The 14,191-nt window shown below is 71.1% G+C and carries 14 protein-coding genes; 8 read left to right on the plus strand and 6 right to left on the minus strand.

Annotated features, from left to right (window positions below; genetic code table 11):
• Positions 1-107: 107 nt before the first annotated feature.
• From FL311_RS32445 to FL311_RS32455, 3 genes are all read left to right on the plus strand, one after another.
• The gene (locus FL311_RS32445; RefSeq protein ID WP_141331330.1) at positions 108-425 is read left to right on the plus strand and encodes a DUF2795 domain-containing protein; all 318 of its coding nucleotides are present in this window, start codon (positions 108-110) and stop codon (positions 423-425) included.
• Positions 426-490: 65 nt separating this feature from the next.
• Entirely contained in the window at positions 491-1,390 is a 900-nt protein-coding gene (locus FL311_RS32450) for a hypothetical protein (protein WP_141331332.1), read from the plus strand.
• Complete coding sequence (locus FL311_RS32455; protein ID WP_141331334.1) at positions 1,387-1,830, plus strand: CoA-binding protein; 444 nt, start codon at positions 1,387-1,389, stop codon at positions 1,828-1,830. Before FL311_RS32450 ends, FL311_RS32455 begins: the two co-directional genes overlap by 4 nt.
• A 62-nt stretch (positions 1,831-1,892) precedes the next feature.
• On the opposite strand, the gene FL311_RS32460 is transcribed toward FL311_RS32455, so the two are convergent.
• Positions 1,893-2,225, minus strand: a complete 333-nt coding sequence (locus FL311_RS32460) for a hypothetical protein (protein WP_141331336.1) — start codon at positions 2,223-2,225, stop codon at positions 1,893-1,895.
• Between the two features lie 29 nt (positions 2,226-2,254).
• Between FL311_RS32460 and FL311_RS32465 the strand changes: the two genes are divergently transcribed.
• A complete protein-coding gene (locus tag FL311_RS32465; RefSeq protein WP_228557228.1) occupies positions 2,255-2,590 on the plus strand; it encodes a helix-turn-helix domain-containing protein in 336 nt (111 codons plus the stop codon).
• Between the two features lie 78 nt (positions 2,591-2,668).
• Here the strand turns inward: FL311_RS32465 and FL311_RS32470 are convergent, their stop codons facing one another.
• Positions 2,669-3,547 (minus strand): patatin-like phospholipase family protein, encoded by an 879-nt coding sequence (locus FL311_RS32470; RefSeq protein WP_141331340.1) that lies wholly within the window; start codon positions 3,545-3,547, stop codon positions 2,669-2,671.
• A 93-nt stretch (positions 3,548-3,640) separates the two neighbouring features.
• Between FL311_RS32470 and FL311_RS32475 the strand changes: the two genes are divergently transcribed.
• From FL311_RS32475 to FL311_RS32485, 3 genes are all read left to right on the plus strand, one after another.
• Complete coding sequence (locus FL311_RS32475) at positions 3,641-4,537, plus strand: metalloregulator ArsR/SmtB family transcription factor (RefSeq protein WP_141331342.1); 897 nt, start codon at positions 3,641-3,643, stop codon at positions 4,535-4,537.
• The gene (metH, locus tag FL311_RS32480) at positions 4,534-8,049 is read left to right on the plus strand and encodes a methionine synthase (protein ID WP_141331344.1); all 3,516 of its coding nucleotides are present in this window, start codon (positions 4,534-4,536) and stop codon (positions 8,047-8,049) included. Before FL311_RS32475 ends, metH begins: the two co-directional genes overlap by 4 nt.
• Positions 8,050-8,141: 92 nt before the next feature.
• Positions 8,142-9,233, plus strand: coding sequence for a hypothetical protein (locus tag FL311_RS32485; RefSeq protein WP_141331346.1), 1,092 nt, complete (start codon positions 8,142-8,144; stop codon positions 9,231-9,233).
• A gap of 39 nt (positions 9,234-9,272) precedes the next feature.
• On the opposite strand, the gene FL311_RS32490 is transcribed toward FL311_RS32485, so the two are convergent.
• From FL311_RS32490 to FL311_RS32500, 3 genes are all read right to left on the minus strand, one after another.
• Positions 9,273-9,491 carry a DUF2934 domain-containing protein gene (locus FL311_RS32490; RefSeq protein WP_141331348.1) on the minus strand — a complete coding sequence of 73 codons (219 nt, stop codon included), beginning with the start codon at positions 9,489-9,491 and terminating at the stop codon, positions 9,273-9,275.
• A gap of 155 nt (positions 9,492-9,646) precedes the next feature.
• A complete protein-coding gene (gene mutY / locus FL311_RS32495) occupies positions 9,647-10,738 on the minus strand; it encodes an A/G-specific adenine glycosylase (RefSeq protein WP_141331354.1) in 1,092 nt (363 codons plus the stop codon).
• 659 nt (positions 10,739-11,397) lie between these two features.
• Complete coding sequence (locus FL311_RS32500; RefSeq protein ID WP_141331350.1) at positions 11,398-12,222, minus strand: SDR family oxidoreductase; 825 nt, start codon at positions 12,220-12,222, stop codon at positions 11,398-11,400.
• A gap of 109 nt (positions 12,223-12,331) precedes the next feature.
• On the opposite strand from FL311_RS32500, the gene FL311_RS32505 reads away from it, so the two are divergent.
• Positions 12,332-13,318 (plus strand): PD-(D/E)XK nuclease family protein, encoded by a 987-nt coding sequence (locus FL311_RS32505; RefSeq protein WP_141331352.1) that lies wholly within the window; start codon positions 12,332-12,334, stop codon positions 13,316-13,318.
• Between the two features lie 4 nt (positions 13,319-13,322).
• Here FL311_RS32505 and FL311_RS32510 read toward each other — a convergent pair.
• Positions 13,323-14,191 (minus strand): ThiF family adenylyltransferase (locus FL311_RS32510; protein WP_228557230.1); only part of this gene is annotated, 869 nt, incomplete at its 5' end.

Here is a 14,191-nt window from a genome sequence, read left to right on the forward strand (position 1 = left end):
GGGGAGGGGGACGGCCGGGTGGTCCGGCGTGGGTTTCGTCCCCAGGTTCCTGGGACTCAAGTGACTCACGTCCGGACCGGGCTGGCCGGGCAGAAAGGCAGCGGCAGATGGCATTCGGAACCGCGGAAGACCCCGGGCTCTCCATCACCCCCCACCTGGACTCGGTGGACTACCCCACGACGAGGGATGACCTGGTCGAGGCCGCCGAGGACAGCGAGGCCCCCGTCAATGTCATCAACGTCCTCAAGTGCCTGCCTCGCACGGAGTACGCGTCGCGCGAGGACGTGATGCGGGACCTGGCGGAGGCCGCGCGGCGGTTCGCCCGGGGCGGGCTGCAGGACGACGACGGCGCGAACAGGGACCGGCGCAACATCGGTCGGGACCTGGTGGAGAACGCGCCCGACAGCGGCTCGCGTCACCCCTGAGGGGCGACATCCCTGGGAAGAAGCGCTCGCGGGCGCTGGCCGTTTCTGCCAGCGTTCGCGGGCGCATGCGTCCAGGTCTCCTGCTGAGCTGTCTTCTGCTGTTGCTCTCGTCCGGTTGTCGGAAGCCGCCGCCCTTGAGGGTGCCCGTCCCCTCGGTGACGCCTCGGGTGCGCCTGGGTTTCCAGCCGCCCGTGGGGCGCGTGCTCACCGAATCCCAGCAGGCCAGCCGCGCGGTGGAGCAGGACGGACAGGTGCTGCGTGAGGAGGCGGAGCTGACCACCGAGTCCCGCTTCGCCACCTCCGAGGGCGGCTGGCTGCTGACCCAGTCCGTGACGCGGGCGCGGCGCACGCGCGCGGGCGTGGCGGTGGAGGGCTGGGTGGATGACGTGCTGCTGCGCTTCGCGCTCCGGCTGCAGCTGGCGGCGGATGGCGCGTTCGTGAAGCTGGTGTCACCGGAGTCCGCGAGCGAGGCCTTGCGGCAGTCGGTGCCCGCGGGCGCGGACGCGAAGGCGCTGGAGCGCTTCCTGGCGCCGGAGGCCCTGGAGGCGCGCACGCGGCGCGAGTGGGAGGCGAAGTTCGGCGGCCTGTTCCAGCGTCATCTGTCGGAGGGTCAACGCACGTGGGCGGTGGACACGCTGCCCCTGGGCGACACGCAGGTGGCGTATGTGCTGGAGCGCACGCTGCAGGGGACGCGGGACACGGAGTACGGCGACGCGGTGGTGCTGAGCCTCAAGTGCCTGGACTCGGTGCCGGAGGACGCGCCGCGGGAGCTGACGGACGCGTGGGTGGCGGCGGGGCGCCCGGAGCTGACGCCGGGCGTGACGTGCGAGGGCGAGCAGGTGGTGGCCTACGGGCGCTTCGTGCCGGTGAGCCGCGAGCTCACGGTGAAGGCCCGGGTGGGCCCGGCGGCGTGGACGGTGACGATGCAGTCGCGAGCGCAGGCCCTTCAGGAGGAGACGCCATGAGCTGGGAAGACAACCTCGTCGAGGACGAAGCGGGTGTGGAGCGCGTGGTGAAGGGTGCCAGGCGCGTGGCGGTGCTGGGCATCAAGACGGAGCAGCAGTCGGGGCAGCCGGCCTTCTACGTGCCGGACTACCTGGCGCGCGCGGGCGTGGAGGTGGTGCCCGTGCCCGTCTACTACCCGGACGTGACGCACATCCTCGGCAAGCCCGTGTTCCGCAAGCTCGCGGACGTGCCGGGGGAGGTGGACCTGGTGGACGTGTTCCGCAGGCCCCAGGACATCGACGCGCACGTGGACGACATCATCGCCAAGAAGCCGAAGGCGGTGTGGTTCCAGTCCGGCATCCGCAACGACGCGGCGGCGCGCAAGCTCGCGGAGGCGGGCATCCAGGTGGTGCAGGACCGCTGCCTCATGGTGGACCACCGCCGCTACGGCGGACGCTGAGCCGCCGCGCTCCGTCGGGCCTCGTGTGCGGGGGCCCGACGAAGCACGCCCGACGTCAGGGCTCAGGACGCGTCATGGGTCCAGGTGAAGTACAGGTTGCGGCCGCGCCAGGCCGACAGGTCCTCCAGGCAGTACATGCCGGTGTGGATGCCGAACAGCTTGCCCTTGAGGAACTTGAGGGCCCACAGGTTCGGCGAGTCGGTGTTGTTGACGACGATGTCCATCGTGTAGGGACCGCGGCCGGAGTTGTGCGTCTCGAGCACGCTGGGGTGGCGCGAGCCGTCCGGGCGGAAGACCTCGATGCCCTTCCACCAGGTGATGTTCGCGGCGGCGGTGAGGGGGATGCGCACGACGTTGGAGGGGGCCACCCCCGCGCCGCTGTACGAGAAGAACACGCGGTCTGCTCAGGCCCTGGCCGGGCAACGTGCGCGAGCTGCTCGTCGAAATCCGCGGTGCCGTCCAGAAGGCCTTGGCGGAGGGCTCGCGACGCGTCTCCTCGGAGCACCTGGGCTCGGGCGCGGGGACGGCCTTCGGTGACGGCGAGGCGGGCCCCGCGGCGCGCGAACTCTCCGCGAAGGCGAAGACGCTGGAGGGCGAGGAGCGCGCCCGGGTCGAGGCCGCGCTGCGAAGGCACTCGGGCAACGTGAGCGCGGCGGCTCGGGAACTCGGGATGCACCGCACGACGTTGCGACGACTGCTGGAGCGCTGGGACCTTCCGTCGTCCGAGCGCGAAGAGGACGGTGAGCCCGGCGAGAGGTGACGTGCCCACGCCGTCGGAGGCGCGGCACCTCGATGCGCGAGGCCGCGCGTGTCGAGAGGTCGGGCGCGGAGCTTCAGCTCACCACTGCGCCTGCCCGAAGGGCACGGGCGGACGGGACAGGGCCACCGCGGCGGCCAGGCGCGCCTGGTCCAGCGCATCGAACCCGCGCTCCATCGTCGTGGGCGTCACGGGCGGCAGGTTGGACACGACGACGTAGACGGGGATGCCGCGTCCCTCCAGCACGGTCAGCTGGAGCCGGAAGTGGTCCCTCCGCAGCGCCGCGGAGCCCGCCGCCAGTCCTTGCGCATACGCCATGGGCCCACCCACCACCTTGCGCGTCTTGCTCGGCAGGAAGTGCACGAGGATGGCGTCCAGGTCCTTCCCGGCGGCGCTGTCATGCAGCGACAGCGCGGGCGCCTTGTCCACCAGGCCTCCGTCCCAATACAGGTTCCCATCCAGCGGCACCGCGCGGAACAGGCCGGGATAGGCACAGGTGGCGTGGACGCGCGGCGCCAGCTCCCCCGTGGTGAAGACGTCATGCGTGCCCAGCGTGAGGTTCGCGCCCACCAGCAGCAGCGGATGCGGCAGGTCCTCGAATGTCGGCGCGCCCAGCGTGTCCTCCAGCAGCCGCCGGAAGCGCTCGCCCTTGAGCAGGCCCGTGAGCCCATGGCCCGCGGCGTCCGCGTTCAGCACGGCGCCAATCGGGTCCGGGTCCCAGAAGTTCGCGCGCGTCTGGCGCAGCACCAGCTCTTCAATCGCGTGCACCGGCATCCCCGCCGCCGCGTACGCCGCCACCATGCCGCCCGCGGACGTGCCCGCGTACGCCGAGGGCTTGAGCCCCGTGCTCGCCAGCCCCTTGAGGAAGCCAGCGTGCCCGTAGAAGCCGAAGTAGCCCGCCGAGAGGACCAGGCCGAACCGCTTGCCCTCGAGCAACTGCTGCAGGTTGGGAGTTGCCATGTCCCACATCTACCACTGTCCGCCGGGAAGCACGCGGTGCGTCGAAAGTCCGCTGGCCTCCAGTCCGGCATCGACGTATGTTGATGCGGCGATATGGAAGCTCTGTCCCAATCCTTCCGGGCGCTCGGCGACCCGACGCGGCTGCGCATCCTCCGACTGGTGTCGGAGGCTCCGCTGAACGTGACGGAGCTGGTGTCGCTGGTGGGGGTGGCCCAGTCCTCGGTGTCCCATCACCTGGGCAAGCTCAAGGGGCTGGGGCTCATCCGCGAGGAGCGGCAGGCGGGCTTCAGCTACTACTCGCTGGCGCTGGGCGGTGAGGACTCCCGCTGGCCGCTCATCCGGCTGGCGCGCGAGGCGGAGGACGCGGCGGGGGACTCGGCGCGGCTCAAGGACCTGCTGCGCGCCCGCGCGGACCGGCAGGCCCTCAACGAGCGGCTCCTGGAGCCGGGCCAGTCGTGGTTCCTGTGGGCGGGCGCGCTGGCGTCGCTGTTGCCGCCGCTGGACGTCGCGGACTTCGGCTGTGGGACGGGCGTGTTGAGCGTGGCGCTGGGCCGGTGGGCCCGGCACGTGTGGGCCATCGACCAGAACGCCGTCGCGCTGGAGCAGGCGCGGGAGCGCGCGGCGGGCGAGGGCCTCACCAACGTGAGCTTCCTCTGCGAAGACCTGCACCGGCTGTCGTTGAAATCGGGCCAGCTGGACCTGGTGGTGATTTCACAGAGCCTGCACCACGTGGAGGAGCCGGCGGCGGTGCTGGCCGAGGCCGCGCGCCTGCTCAAGCCGGGCGGCCGGCTGGTGGTGCTGGAGCTGATGCCGCATGACGAACGCTGGGTGGTGGACCGGCTGGGCCACCGCCACCTGGGCTTCGAGCCGTCACAGCTCGAGGCCAGCTTGCGCGAGCAGGGGTTCGCGCAGCTCACCCGCGAGTCGCACGCCCGCGACGGTGCCAGCCCCTTTCGAGTCTTTCTGCTGACAGGAGTGAAGCCATCATGACGAGCCCGACGCCCACCGCCCTTCCTCCCCCTCCTGGAGAGCATGGCCGCCGCGTGGAGGCCCTGCGCTCCGCCATGCGTGAGCGCGTGCTGGTGCTGGATGGCGCCATGGGGACGCTGTTGCAACAGCATGACCTCAAGGCCGCGGACTTCGGCGGCGCCGAGTTCGAGGGCTGCAACGAGAACCTGGTCCTCACCCGGCCGGAGCTCATCCGCGACATCCACGCGCGCTACTTCGCCGCGGGCGCGGACGTGACGGAGACGGACAGCTTCGGCGGCACGCCGCTGGTGCTCAACGAGTTCGGCCTGGGCCACAAGGCGCTCGAGATCAACCAGGCCTCCGCCCGGCTCGCCCGCGAGGCCGCCGAGGCCGCCGAGGCGAAGGATGGCCGCATCCGCTGGGTGGCCGGCTCGGTGGGCCCCACCACCAAGGCCATCAGCGTCACGGGCGGCATCACCTTCGAGGAGCTGGTGGACAACTTCGCCGTGCAGGCGGAGGGGCTCGCGCTGGGCGGCTCCGACTACCTGCTGGTGGAGACGTGCCAGGACACGCGCAACATCAAGGCGGCGCTCCTGGGCATCGACCGGGCGTTCCAGAAGCTGGGCTACGCGCTGCCGGTGGCGGTGTCGGGCACGATTGAGCCCATGGGCACCATGCTCGCGGGCCAGAGCGTGGAGAGCCTGGCGGCGTCGCTGGAGCACTGGGAGCTGCTCTACCTGGGGCTCAACTGCGCCACCGGTCCGGACTTCATGACGGACCACCTGCGCTCCCTGTCGGACCTGAGCCCGTTCCCGGTGTCGTGCGTGCCCAACGCGGGCCTGCCGGACGAGAACGGCCACTACCTGGAGACGCCGGACATGATCGCCCGCTCGCTCACGCGCTTCTGTGAGCAGGGCTGGCTCAACGTGGTGGGCGGCTGTTGCGGCACCACGGAGGCGCACATCCGCGCGGTGTCCCAGGCGGTGAAGGGCCTCAAGCCGCGCACGAAGGTGCCCAAGCCCCGCTCGACGCTGTCGGGCGTGGACTACCTGGAGGTGACGGATGACGTGCGCCCGGTCATCGTCGGTGAGCGCACCAACGTCATCGGCAGCAAGAAGTTCAAGGAGCTCATCGTCGCGGGGCAGGTGGAGGACGCGTCGGAGATTGCGCGCGCCCAGGTGAAGCGCGGCGCGCAGGTCATCGACATCTGCCTGGCCAACCCGGACCGCGACGAGCTGGAGGACATGCGCCAGTTCCTGGAGGTGGTCGTCAAGAAGGTGCGCGTGCCCTTGATGATCGACTCCACGGACGAGCGCGTCCTGGAGATGGCGCTGACGTACAGCCAGGGCAAGGCCATCATCAACTCCGTCAACCTGGAGGACGGGGAGGAGCGCTTCGAGAAGGTGGTGCCCCTGGCGCGGCGCTTCGGCGCGGCGCTGGTGGTGGGCTGCATCGACGAGGTGGGCATGGCCGTGACGCGCGAGCGGAAGCTCGCCGTGGCGGAGCGCTCGTTCGAGCTGCTCACGAAGAAGTACGGCATGCGCGCCGAGGACCTCTACTTCGACCCGCTCGTCTTCCCGTGCGCCTCCGGCGACGCGCAGTACACGGGCAGCGGCGTGGAGACGGTGGAGGGCGTGCGCCTCATCAAGCAGCGCTTCCCGCAGTGCCGCACGGTGCTGGGCATCTCCAACGTGTCCTTCGGCCTGCCCACCGCGGGCCGCGAGGTGCTCAACTCCGTGTTCCTGTACCACTGCGTCCAGGCGGGCCTGGACATGGCGCTGGTCAACTCGGAGAAGCTGGAGCGCTACGCGTCGCTGCCCGAGGAGGAGCGCACGCTGGCCGAGGACCTGCTCTACAACCGCGGCACGGACCCGGTGACGCCGTTCGCCGCGCACTTCCGTGAGCGCAAGGCCGTCAAGGTGGCGGTGAGCACGCTGCCCTTGGAGGAGCGGCTGCAGCGCTACATCATCGAGGGCTCGCGCGACGGCCTCTTCGCGGACCTGGAGGAGGCGCTCAAGAAGCACGCGCCGCTGGACATCATCAACGGCCCCCTGATGAAGGGCATGGACGAGGTGGGGCGGCTCTTCGGCGCCAACGAGCTCATCGTCGCCGAGGTGCTCCAGAGCGCCGAGTCGATGAAGGCCGCGGTGGGCTTCCTGGAGCCGCACATGAGCTCCGCCAAGGCGGCCATGCGCGGCAAGGTGGTGCTGGCCACGGTGAAGGGCGACGTCCACGACATCGGCAAGAACCTGGTGGAGATCATCCTCGCCAACAACGGCTTCCACGTCGTCAACCTGGGCATCAAGGTGCCGCCCGAGCAGCTGGTGCAGGCGGTGCGTGAGCACCAGCCGGACATCCTCGGTCTGTCGGGCCTGCTCGTGAAGAGCGCGCACCAGATGGTGGCCACGGCGGAGGACCTGAAGCGCGCGGGCGTGGAGGTGCCCATCCTGGTGGGCGGCGCCGCGCTCAGCCGCAACTTCGTGGACCGCAACATCGCCCCGGCGTACGGCGGCGGCACCGTGGCCTACGCGCAGGACGCGATGAGCGGCCTGGACCTGGCCAAGCAGATCGTCGACCCGACGTCGCACGAGAAGCTGCGCGGGGAGCTGGCCGAGCGCCGCGTGAAGCTGGCCCAGGAGGTCAAGGAGCGTCCCCGCGTGGAGGCGGTGGTGGCGCGCGGGCGCAGCGCGGAGATTCGGGTGTTGGAGACGGTGCCGCCCGCGCCGGACTTCGAGCGGCACGTGCTGACGAACACGCCGCTGGACCACATCTGGAAGTTCATCAACCCGGTGATGCTGTACGGACGCCACCTGGGCCTGCGCACGTCGTCGCGCGCGCTGGGGACTCCGGCCGAGGCGGAGCTGGCGAAGACGGAGGAGGGGCGCAAGGCGCTGGCGCTGAAGGAGGCGGTGGAGGAGCTCAAGGGCATGCTGCGCGGCGGCCTCATGCAGGCGCGCGCGGTGTTCCAGTTCTTCAAGGCGGGCAGCGACGGCAACCGCGTGGTGCTGTTCGACGGGACGACGGGCCTCGAGGCGGCGAGCTTCGACTTCCCCCGGCAGGACCGCGACGGGGGCCTGTGCCTGGCCGACTACCTGCGGCCGCTGGAGCGCGGCGTGCCCACCGACAACGTGGCCATGTTCGTGGTGACGGCGGGCTCGGGCATCCGCGAGCTGTCCGAGGGCCTCAAGGCCAGGGGCGAGTTCCTGAAGATGCACGCGGTGCAGGCGCTCGCGCTGGAGACGGCGGAGGGCTACGCGGAGCTCTTGCACACGCAGCTGCGCAGCATGTGGGGCACCCCGGACAAGCCGGACATGACGATGCTGGAGCGCTTCCGGGCGGAGTACGCGGGCAAGCGCTACTCGTTCGGCTACCCCGCGTGCCCCCGGCTGGAGGACCAGTCCAAGCTCTTCGAGGCGCTGCGGCCGGAGGAGATTGGGGTGCAGCTCACCGACGGCTGCATGATGGAGCCCGAGGCCTCGGTCTCCGCCATCGTCTTCCACCACCCCCAGGCCTCGTACTTCTCGGTGTCCTGATTCGGACGCACGGGCCCCCGGGAGCCCTGGGGACCCGCCCGGGGTCACCGGAGCGCGCCGTGGGGAAGGGGAGCGGTTAGACTCCCGCGCCTATGAGCGCGCCGAACATCCGTCGAGCCGTCCAGTTGCTGCCCGCCTGTGCCACCACGGGCATCGGGAGCCTGCCCCACACGCAGGTGGAACTGGGGCTCCAGGTCGCCTTGTCGATGGACATCCCCTTCCTGCCGCAGCTGCCGGTGGGCAAGCCCTCCGAGCTGATGATTCCCGCGGCGCTGGAGGGGCTGCCCGGGCTGCGCTTCGACGACGAGGGCCTGTGCACGGTGGACCTCCAGGCCTGGGAGGCGGGGCGCGCCCCGTTCGAGGCGAAGCTGGAGTCCGCGCTCGCGGCCGGGGCGCTGGAGGCGTACGAGCCTTCCCCCGAGGCGTGCCGTGCGTGGCGGCCGTTCCTGTGGGAGGTGGAGCACCGCAAGCTGGCCTTCGCGAAGGCGCAGCTCGCCGGGCCCTTCACGGTGCGCTCGGTGGCGAGGACGGACTCGGGGCTGTCCGCGCTGGAGGTGCCGGGGCTGGACCAGGCCATCTACCGGCTGGTGCTGGCGCGCTCCCTGGCCATGGTGAAGGCGCTGCGGCGCGCGGGCGCCACGCCCCTGTTCTTCCTCGACGAGCCGGGCCTGTATGCGTTCCAGCGCGTCAATCCCCGGCACCTGTTGGCAATGCAGGAGCTGCGGCTCCTGATTGTCGCGCTCCAGCGGGAGGGCGCGCTGGTGGGCCTGCACTGCTGTGGCAACACGGACTGGAGCGCGCTGCTGGACGCGCAGGCGGACCTGTTGTCGCTGGACGTGAGGCTGTCGCTCGACGCGATGCTGGAGGAGAAGGGCGCGCTGGAGCGCTACCTGCACTCGGGCGCGACGCTGAGCCTGGGCATCATCCCCACGGACCTCGCGTCGACGTACGAGGTGACGGAGCTGGCGGACTCGGTGGAGGCTTCGCTGAAGGCCGCGCTGCCGCGAGGCTTCTCGTTCCCCCGGGCCGTGTCCACGGTGCTGCTGACGCCGGCGTGCGGCCTGGCGATGCGCTCGGTGCAGGACGCGGAGCGCATCCTCTCGGAGCTGAAGGTGGCGCAGCGCAGGTTGCGAGGCGCGCTCGAGGCCGAGCGCCCCGTGCTGCACTCGCCGCCGCCCCACTGACGTGGGCCCGGTGTGGACACGGGCCCAGGTGGTGGGCCGTTACTGACGGCCGAGCTTCAGCTCGCGCTCGGCTTGTTGCCAGTCCTGCTCGTGGTTGCCGGGCCTGCCGCCGCGGGCCATGTAGATTTCGTAGGCGCGCCGGGCAATCTGCTCGTGGGAGATGTCGGAGCGCGCGTGAGCGCCCTGCGGCTCATGCGCGTGTTCCGCGTGCTGGGGCTTCGTGTGCGGGGTCGACTTGGGAGCGTTGTTTCGAGCCATCGGGACGCCTCCGGTGAAAGGGCGCGCGAAGCTTGATTCGCGTGCGTGACGCGCGAAAGCGACCCGACCTGGCGGGGGTTGTCGAAGCAACACGACGTCCCGGGGCGTGTCGACGGCCGGACAGCCGCGGGCGAGCTGGGCGGCGACCGGAGCAGTCAGCGGCCCTCCGCTTGCGTGCCCACCACGGTGTCCAGGGCGCGCTGCATGGCGGTGCTCATGCCGAGCGTCGCGGCCTCGGCGGGTGTGCACCAGCGCAGCTCCTGGAAGGCGGCGGAGTGGGTGGGGCGCTTGGGGCCGGACACGCGGTACAGGCGCAGCGTGAGGTCGCGGTGGGTGAGCTGCCGCTTCACGGTGCCCAGGAGGGACTCCAGCTTCACGCCCGTGCCGAGCGCGGCGGTGAGGCGCAGCGTGGTCTCTTCCACGGTGGCGTCCTCGTCGACCTCGGCGGCGGGGAGCTCCCACAGCCCTCCGAAGAGGCCCGAGTCCGCGCGGCGCGCGAACAGCAGCGTGTCCGCGTGGGCCCACACGGCCAGGGCCAGGGTCAGCTTCTTCGGCGCGGCGCGCACCTTGGCGGGAGGCAGCTCGGCGACGCGGCCCTTCTTGAAGGCGACACAGCCCTCGCGCACGGGGCACAGCAGGCAGAGCGGGTTCTCCGGACGGCAGGTGGTGGCGCCGTGCTCCATGAGGGACTGGTTGAAGTCGCCGGGGCGCTCGCCCTTCACGAGCAGGCCCGCGAGCTCCCACAGGGTGGCCTCGCGCTCGCGGTCTCCGGGCAGGCCCTCGACCTCGAAGAGCCGGGAGAGCACGCGGGCGACGTTGCCGTCGACGAGGGGGGCTTCTTCACCGAAGGCGATGGAGGCCACGGCGCCCGCGGTGTAGCGGCCGAAGCCGGGCAGCGAGAGCAACTGCTCCGCGGTGGAGGGCAGGGTGCCACCGAAGCGTGAGACGATGTCCTGCGCTGCGCGGTGCAGGTTGCGAGCGCGCGTGTAGTAGCCCAGGCCCTTCCAGCCGGCGAGCACGTCATCGAGTGGAGCGGAGGCGAGCGCGAGCGCGGTGGGGAAGCGCTTCAGGAACCGCTCCCAGTAGGGGATGACGGTGGAGACCTGCGTCTGCTGGAGCATGACCTCGCTCAGCCAGATGGCGTACGGGTCCTTGGTGCGGCGCCACGGCAGGTCGCGCTTGTTGCGGTCGTACCAGGCGAGCAGCGGCGCGCGGATGCTGGCCAGGTGCGCGGCGCCCGGTGTCACCGTGGGGCCGCGGGTCGACGTGGCCGCGGTGCGAGGAGGACGGCCGCGTCGCGCCTTCGCTGGTGTCGAGGCTGTGCTTGCCACGTCACCGCGCGGCGCGACGCTCTCCGCGCCCATCCCCAGGGTGCGAGGTGGGCGTCCTCGACGGGCCCGCGGAAGAGGCGCAGATGTGCTTGCAGCGTCCTCTCGCGGCGAGGCGCCCTTCGTGTCCATTCCCACGGTGCGAGGCGGGCGTCCTCGACGCACCTCGAGTGGTATCGAGGAGGGGCTTGCCAGGTCCTCGCGCGGCGAGGCGCCCTCCGTGTCCATTCCCGCGGTGCGAGGAGGGTGTCCTCGACGCGCCTTCGCTGGCGTCGAGGGGGTGTTTGCCACATCACCGCGCGGCGAGGCGCCCTCCGCAACCACCCCCACGTCCGCGCGTGACCCGGAGGAATCGAACAGCGAGCCGGTGGACGCCTTGCGTGCCTTCGCATCCGCGAGCGTCGGCTCATCACGCGAGGGCAGGGGCCCGGCCTTGCCACCCGGTGGACGTCCGCGACGAGGTCGGGGCACGTCGCCAGTCTCCGGCTTCTTGCCTGAGGATGCCTTGGCGTCCTGTTCGCGAGAGACAGGCGGCGTGTCCGACGAGACAGCGGGCTTCGCGGGGCGACTGCGGGGGCTCATGCGTCCTTCTTCACCGGGTTGGCCATGCGGTGGGCGACCCGGTCGAACAAGCCGGGCGCGAGCCGGTTCGCCAGTACCATGACGCGGCCGGGGAGGGTGAGGATGGTGTCGCGTCGTCCGCGCACGCTCGCCTTCACCATGGCCCGCGCCACCTCCTCGGAGGACATGGCCTTCAGCGGAATCGCGTCCTGCGCCCAGCCCTGGGCGTTCAGCCGGTGGTCCCGGAACTCGCTCTCGGTGAGGCCCGGTGACACCAACCGCACGCCGATGCCCTCCGAGGCCAGCTCCGTGCGCAAGGACTCCGTCATCGCGTTCACCGCCGCCTTCGATGCGCAATACCCGCCGAGCAGCGGCAGCCCCCGATGCCCCAGCACCGAGCTGACGTTCACCACGTGCGCCCCGCGCCGCCCGCGCAGCAGCGGCAGCGCCGCCCGCGTCACCCGCCACAGCGCGAACACGTTCAGCTCGAACACCTGCCGCAGCTGCTCCTCGCTGATGGCCTCCAGCGGCCCGTACAACCCCTGGCCCGCGTTGTTCACCAGCACGTCCAGCCCACCGAAGTCCGCGCGGACCTGGGCCATGAGCCGCTCCACGTCCTCGCCGCGAGTCACGTCGCACCGCACCGCCAGTGCCCGGACCCCCAGTGACTCCGCTTCACGGGCCGCGTCCTCCAGCCGCTCCAGCCGCCGGGCGGCGAGCACCACGTGGGCGCCCGCCTCCGCGTAGGCCCGGGCCGCCGCGCGGCCGATGCCGCTGGAAGCGCCTGTGATCAGGACGACTCGCTCCATCAGGGGTCGGCTCTTCATGGTGGCGCGGACCATACTCCCAGGGTTCCCCACCCGGACTGTCATTCAACCCACCCCCAGGGCTCGTTTCCCTGCCTGTTCCCCTTCTGGCGGAGCGAGCGAACGCCTAGGATGCGCCGCCTCGATGCGGCGCCCACCCCTCCACAACGACTTCTCCTGGTCCAAGAGCCGCCACGAGAAGTTCTCCGAGTGCCTGCGCTCCTACTACTTCTACTACTACCGCTCCTGGGGCGGCTGGGAGCCGGACGCGCCGAAGGACGTGCGGGAGCTGTACGTGCTCAAGAAGCTGGCCAACCGCTTCAGTTGGGCGGGCAGCGTCGTGCACGAGAGCATCAAGGACGTGCTGCTGGACTGGCGCGCCGGCCGCGTGGTGGACCCCGCCGTCGTGGAGGCCCGCGCGCGCAAGCTGATGCAGGACGACTACCGCCACTCGCGCGGCAAGGCGTACTGGACGCAGAAGTACCGCAAGCAGTTCACCGGGCTCGTGGAGCACGAGTACTCCGAGGCGCTCCCCGACGAGGCCTGGAAGCAGAACTGGGAGACGGTGCGCGTGGCGCTCGCGTGGTTCTTCAACTCGCGCTGGCCGCTGCTCGCCAAGAGCCTCAAGCCCGAGCAGTGGCTGGAGGTGGACGCGGGCTTCGACTTCGCCCACTTCACGCTCGGCGGCCTCAAGGTCTTCGCCATCCCCGACTTCGCCTTCGTGGACCAGGACGGCGCGCCCGTCGTCGTGGACTGGAAGACGGGCAAGTCTCGCGACGGCTACGACGAGCAGGTGCTCGGCTACGCGCTGTACGTGTCCCAGCGCTACCGCTTCCCGGTGGAGAAGGTGCGCGCGTCGCTCGTGTACCTCAACGAGGGCAAGGAGCAGGACGTCCAGGTGGACCTGGGCGCCATGGAGTCCTTCCACCGGCACTTCGAGACGAGCGTGGCGAAGATGCGCGCGCTGCTGAAGGACCCCGTCACGAACACGCCGCTGGACGCGGACGCGTTCCCCCGGTCGGAGACGCTGACGCCCTGCACGCGCTGCGTGTTCCGCAGGCCCTGTGGCCGAGAGGCCGAGGCGCTCGCCGAGCAGCAGGCGCGAGCGTCGCAGCCCCAGCAGGTGGCCTGAGCCGTCAGCGCGTGGAGGCGAGCCTTCGCACCACGACGCCGGCGGCGTTCATCCCGAAGCACGAGGTGACGAAGGACACGCTGCCGTCGATCTGCGTGCGGTGGTCACACGTGTGGAACTCGTTGTCCTGCGGGCAGACACACAGGAAGCCGTCCGTCGCGTCGTCGTAGTTGAGGGCCACCGGCATGCGGCGCGCCTCGATGGAGTACACGGCGGTGATGCCCGTGTGCCGCTCGGTCTCCACGCCGTACTTGCGCTTGAGCAGCTTGCGGATGTCCTTGGCGAACGGGTCCATGTGCGTCTCGGACAGGTCCTCCACGCGGATGGCCGTCGGGTCCAGGCGCGCGGCGGCGCCCATGGAGCTGACCACGGGGATGCCCAGCGACACGCACCGGTGCAGCAGGTGCAGCTTCGCCTTCACGTTGTCGATGGCGTCCACCACGAAGTCGTACTGGCCGGCGGGCAGCATCTGCTCGGCGACCTCTTCGCGGTAGAACTCGCGCACCGCCTCCACCCGGGCCTCCGGGTTGATTTCGCGGCAGCGCTGCGCCATCAGCTCCGCCTTCGACTTGCCCACGCCCTTCACCGTCGCGTGGAGCTGGCGGTTGGTGTTGGTGACGCAGACGTCGTCGTGGTCCACCAGCGTCAGGTGGCCGATGCCGCTGCGCACCAGGCCCTCGGCCGCGTAGCTGCCCACGCCGCCCAGGCCGAACACCACCACGCGCGCGTTGGCGAGCCGCTCCATGGCGTTGTCCCCCAGCAGGCGCCCGGTGCGGTCGAAGCGGCGCGACAGCTTGAAGGGCCGGGCGAGCGAGCCTGTCGCCGCGTTCGGCGTGGCCGTCGTGGCGGGCGGAGTCTCGGGCTGGGGAGGGG

Source organism: Myxococcus sp. AB025B (assembly GCF_006518215.1).
Classification (GTDB): domain Bacteria; phylum Myxococcota; class Myxococcia; order Myxococcales; family Myxococcaceae; genus Myxococcus; species Myxococcus fulvus.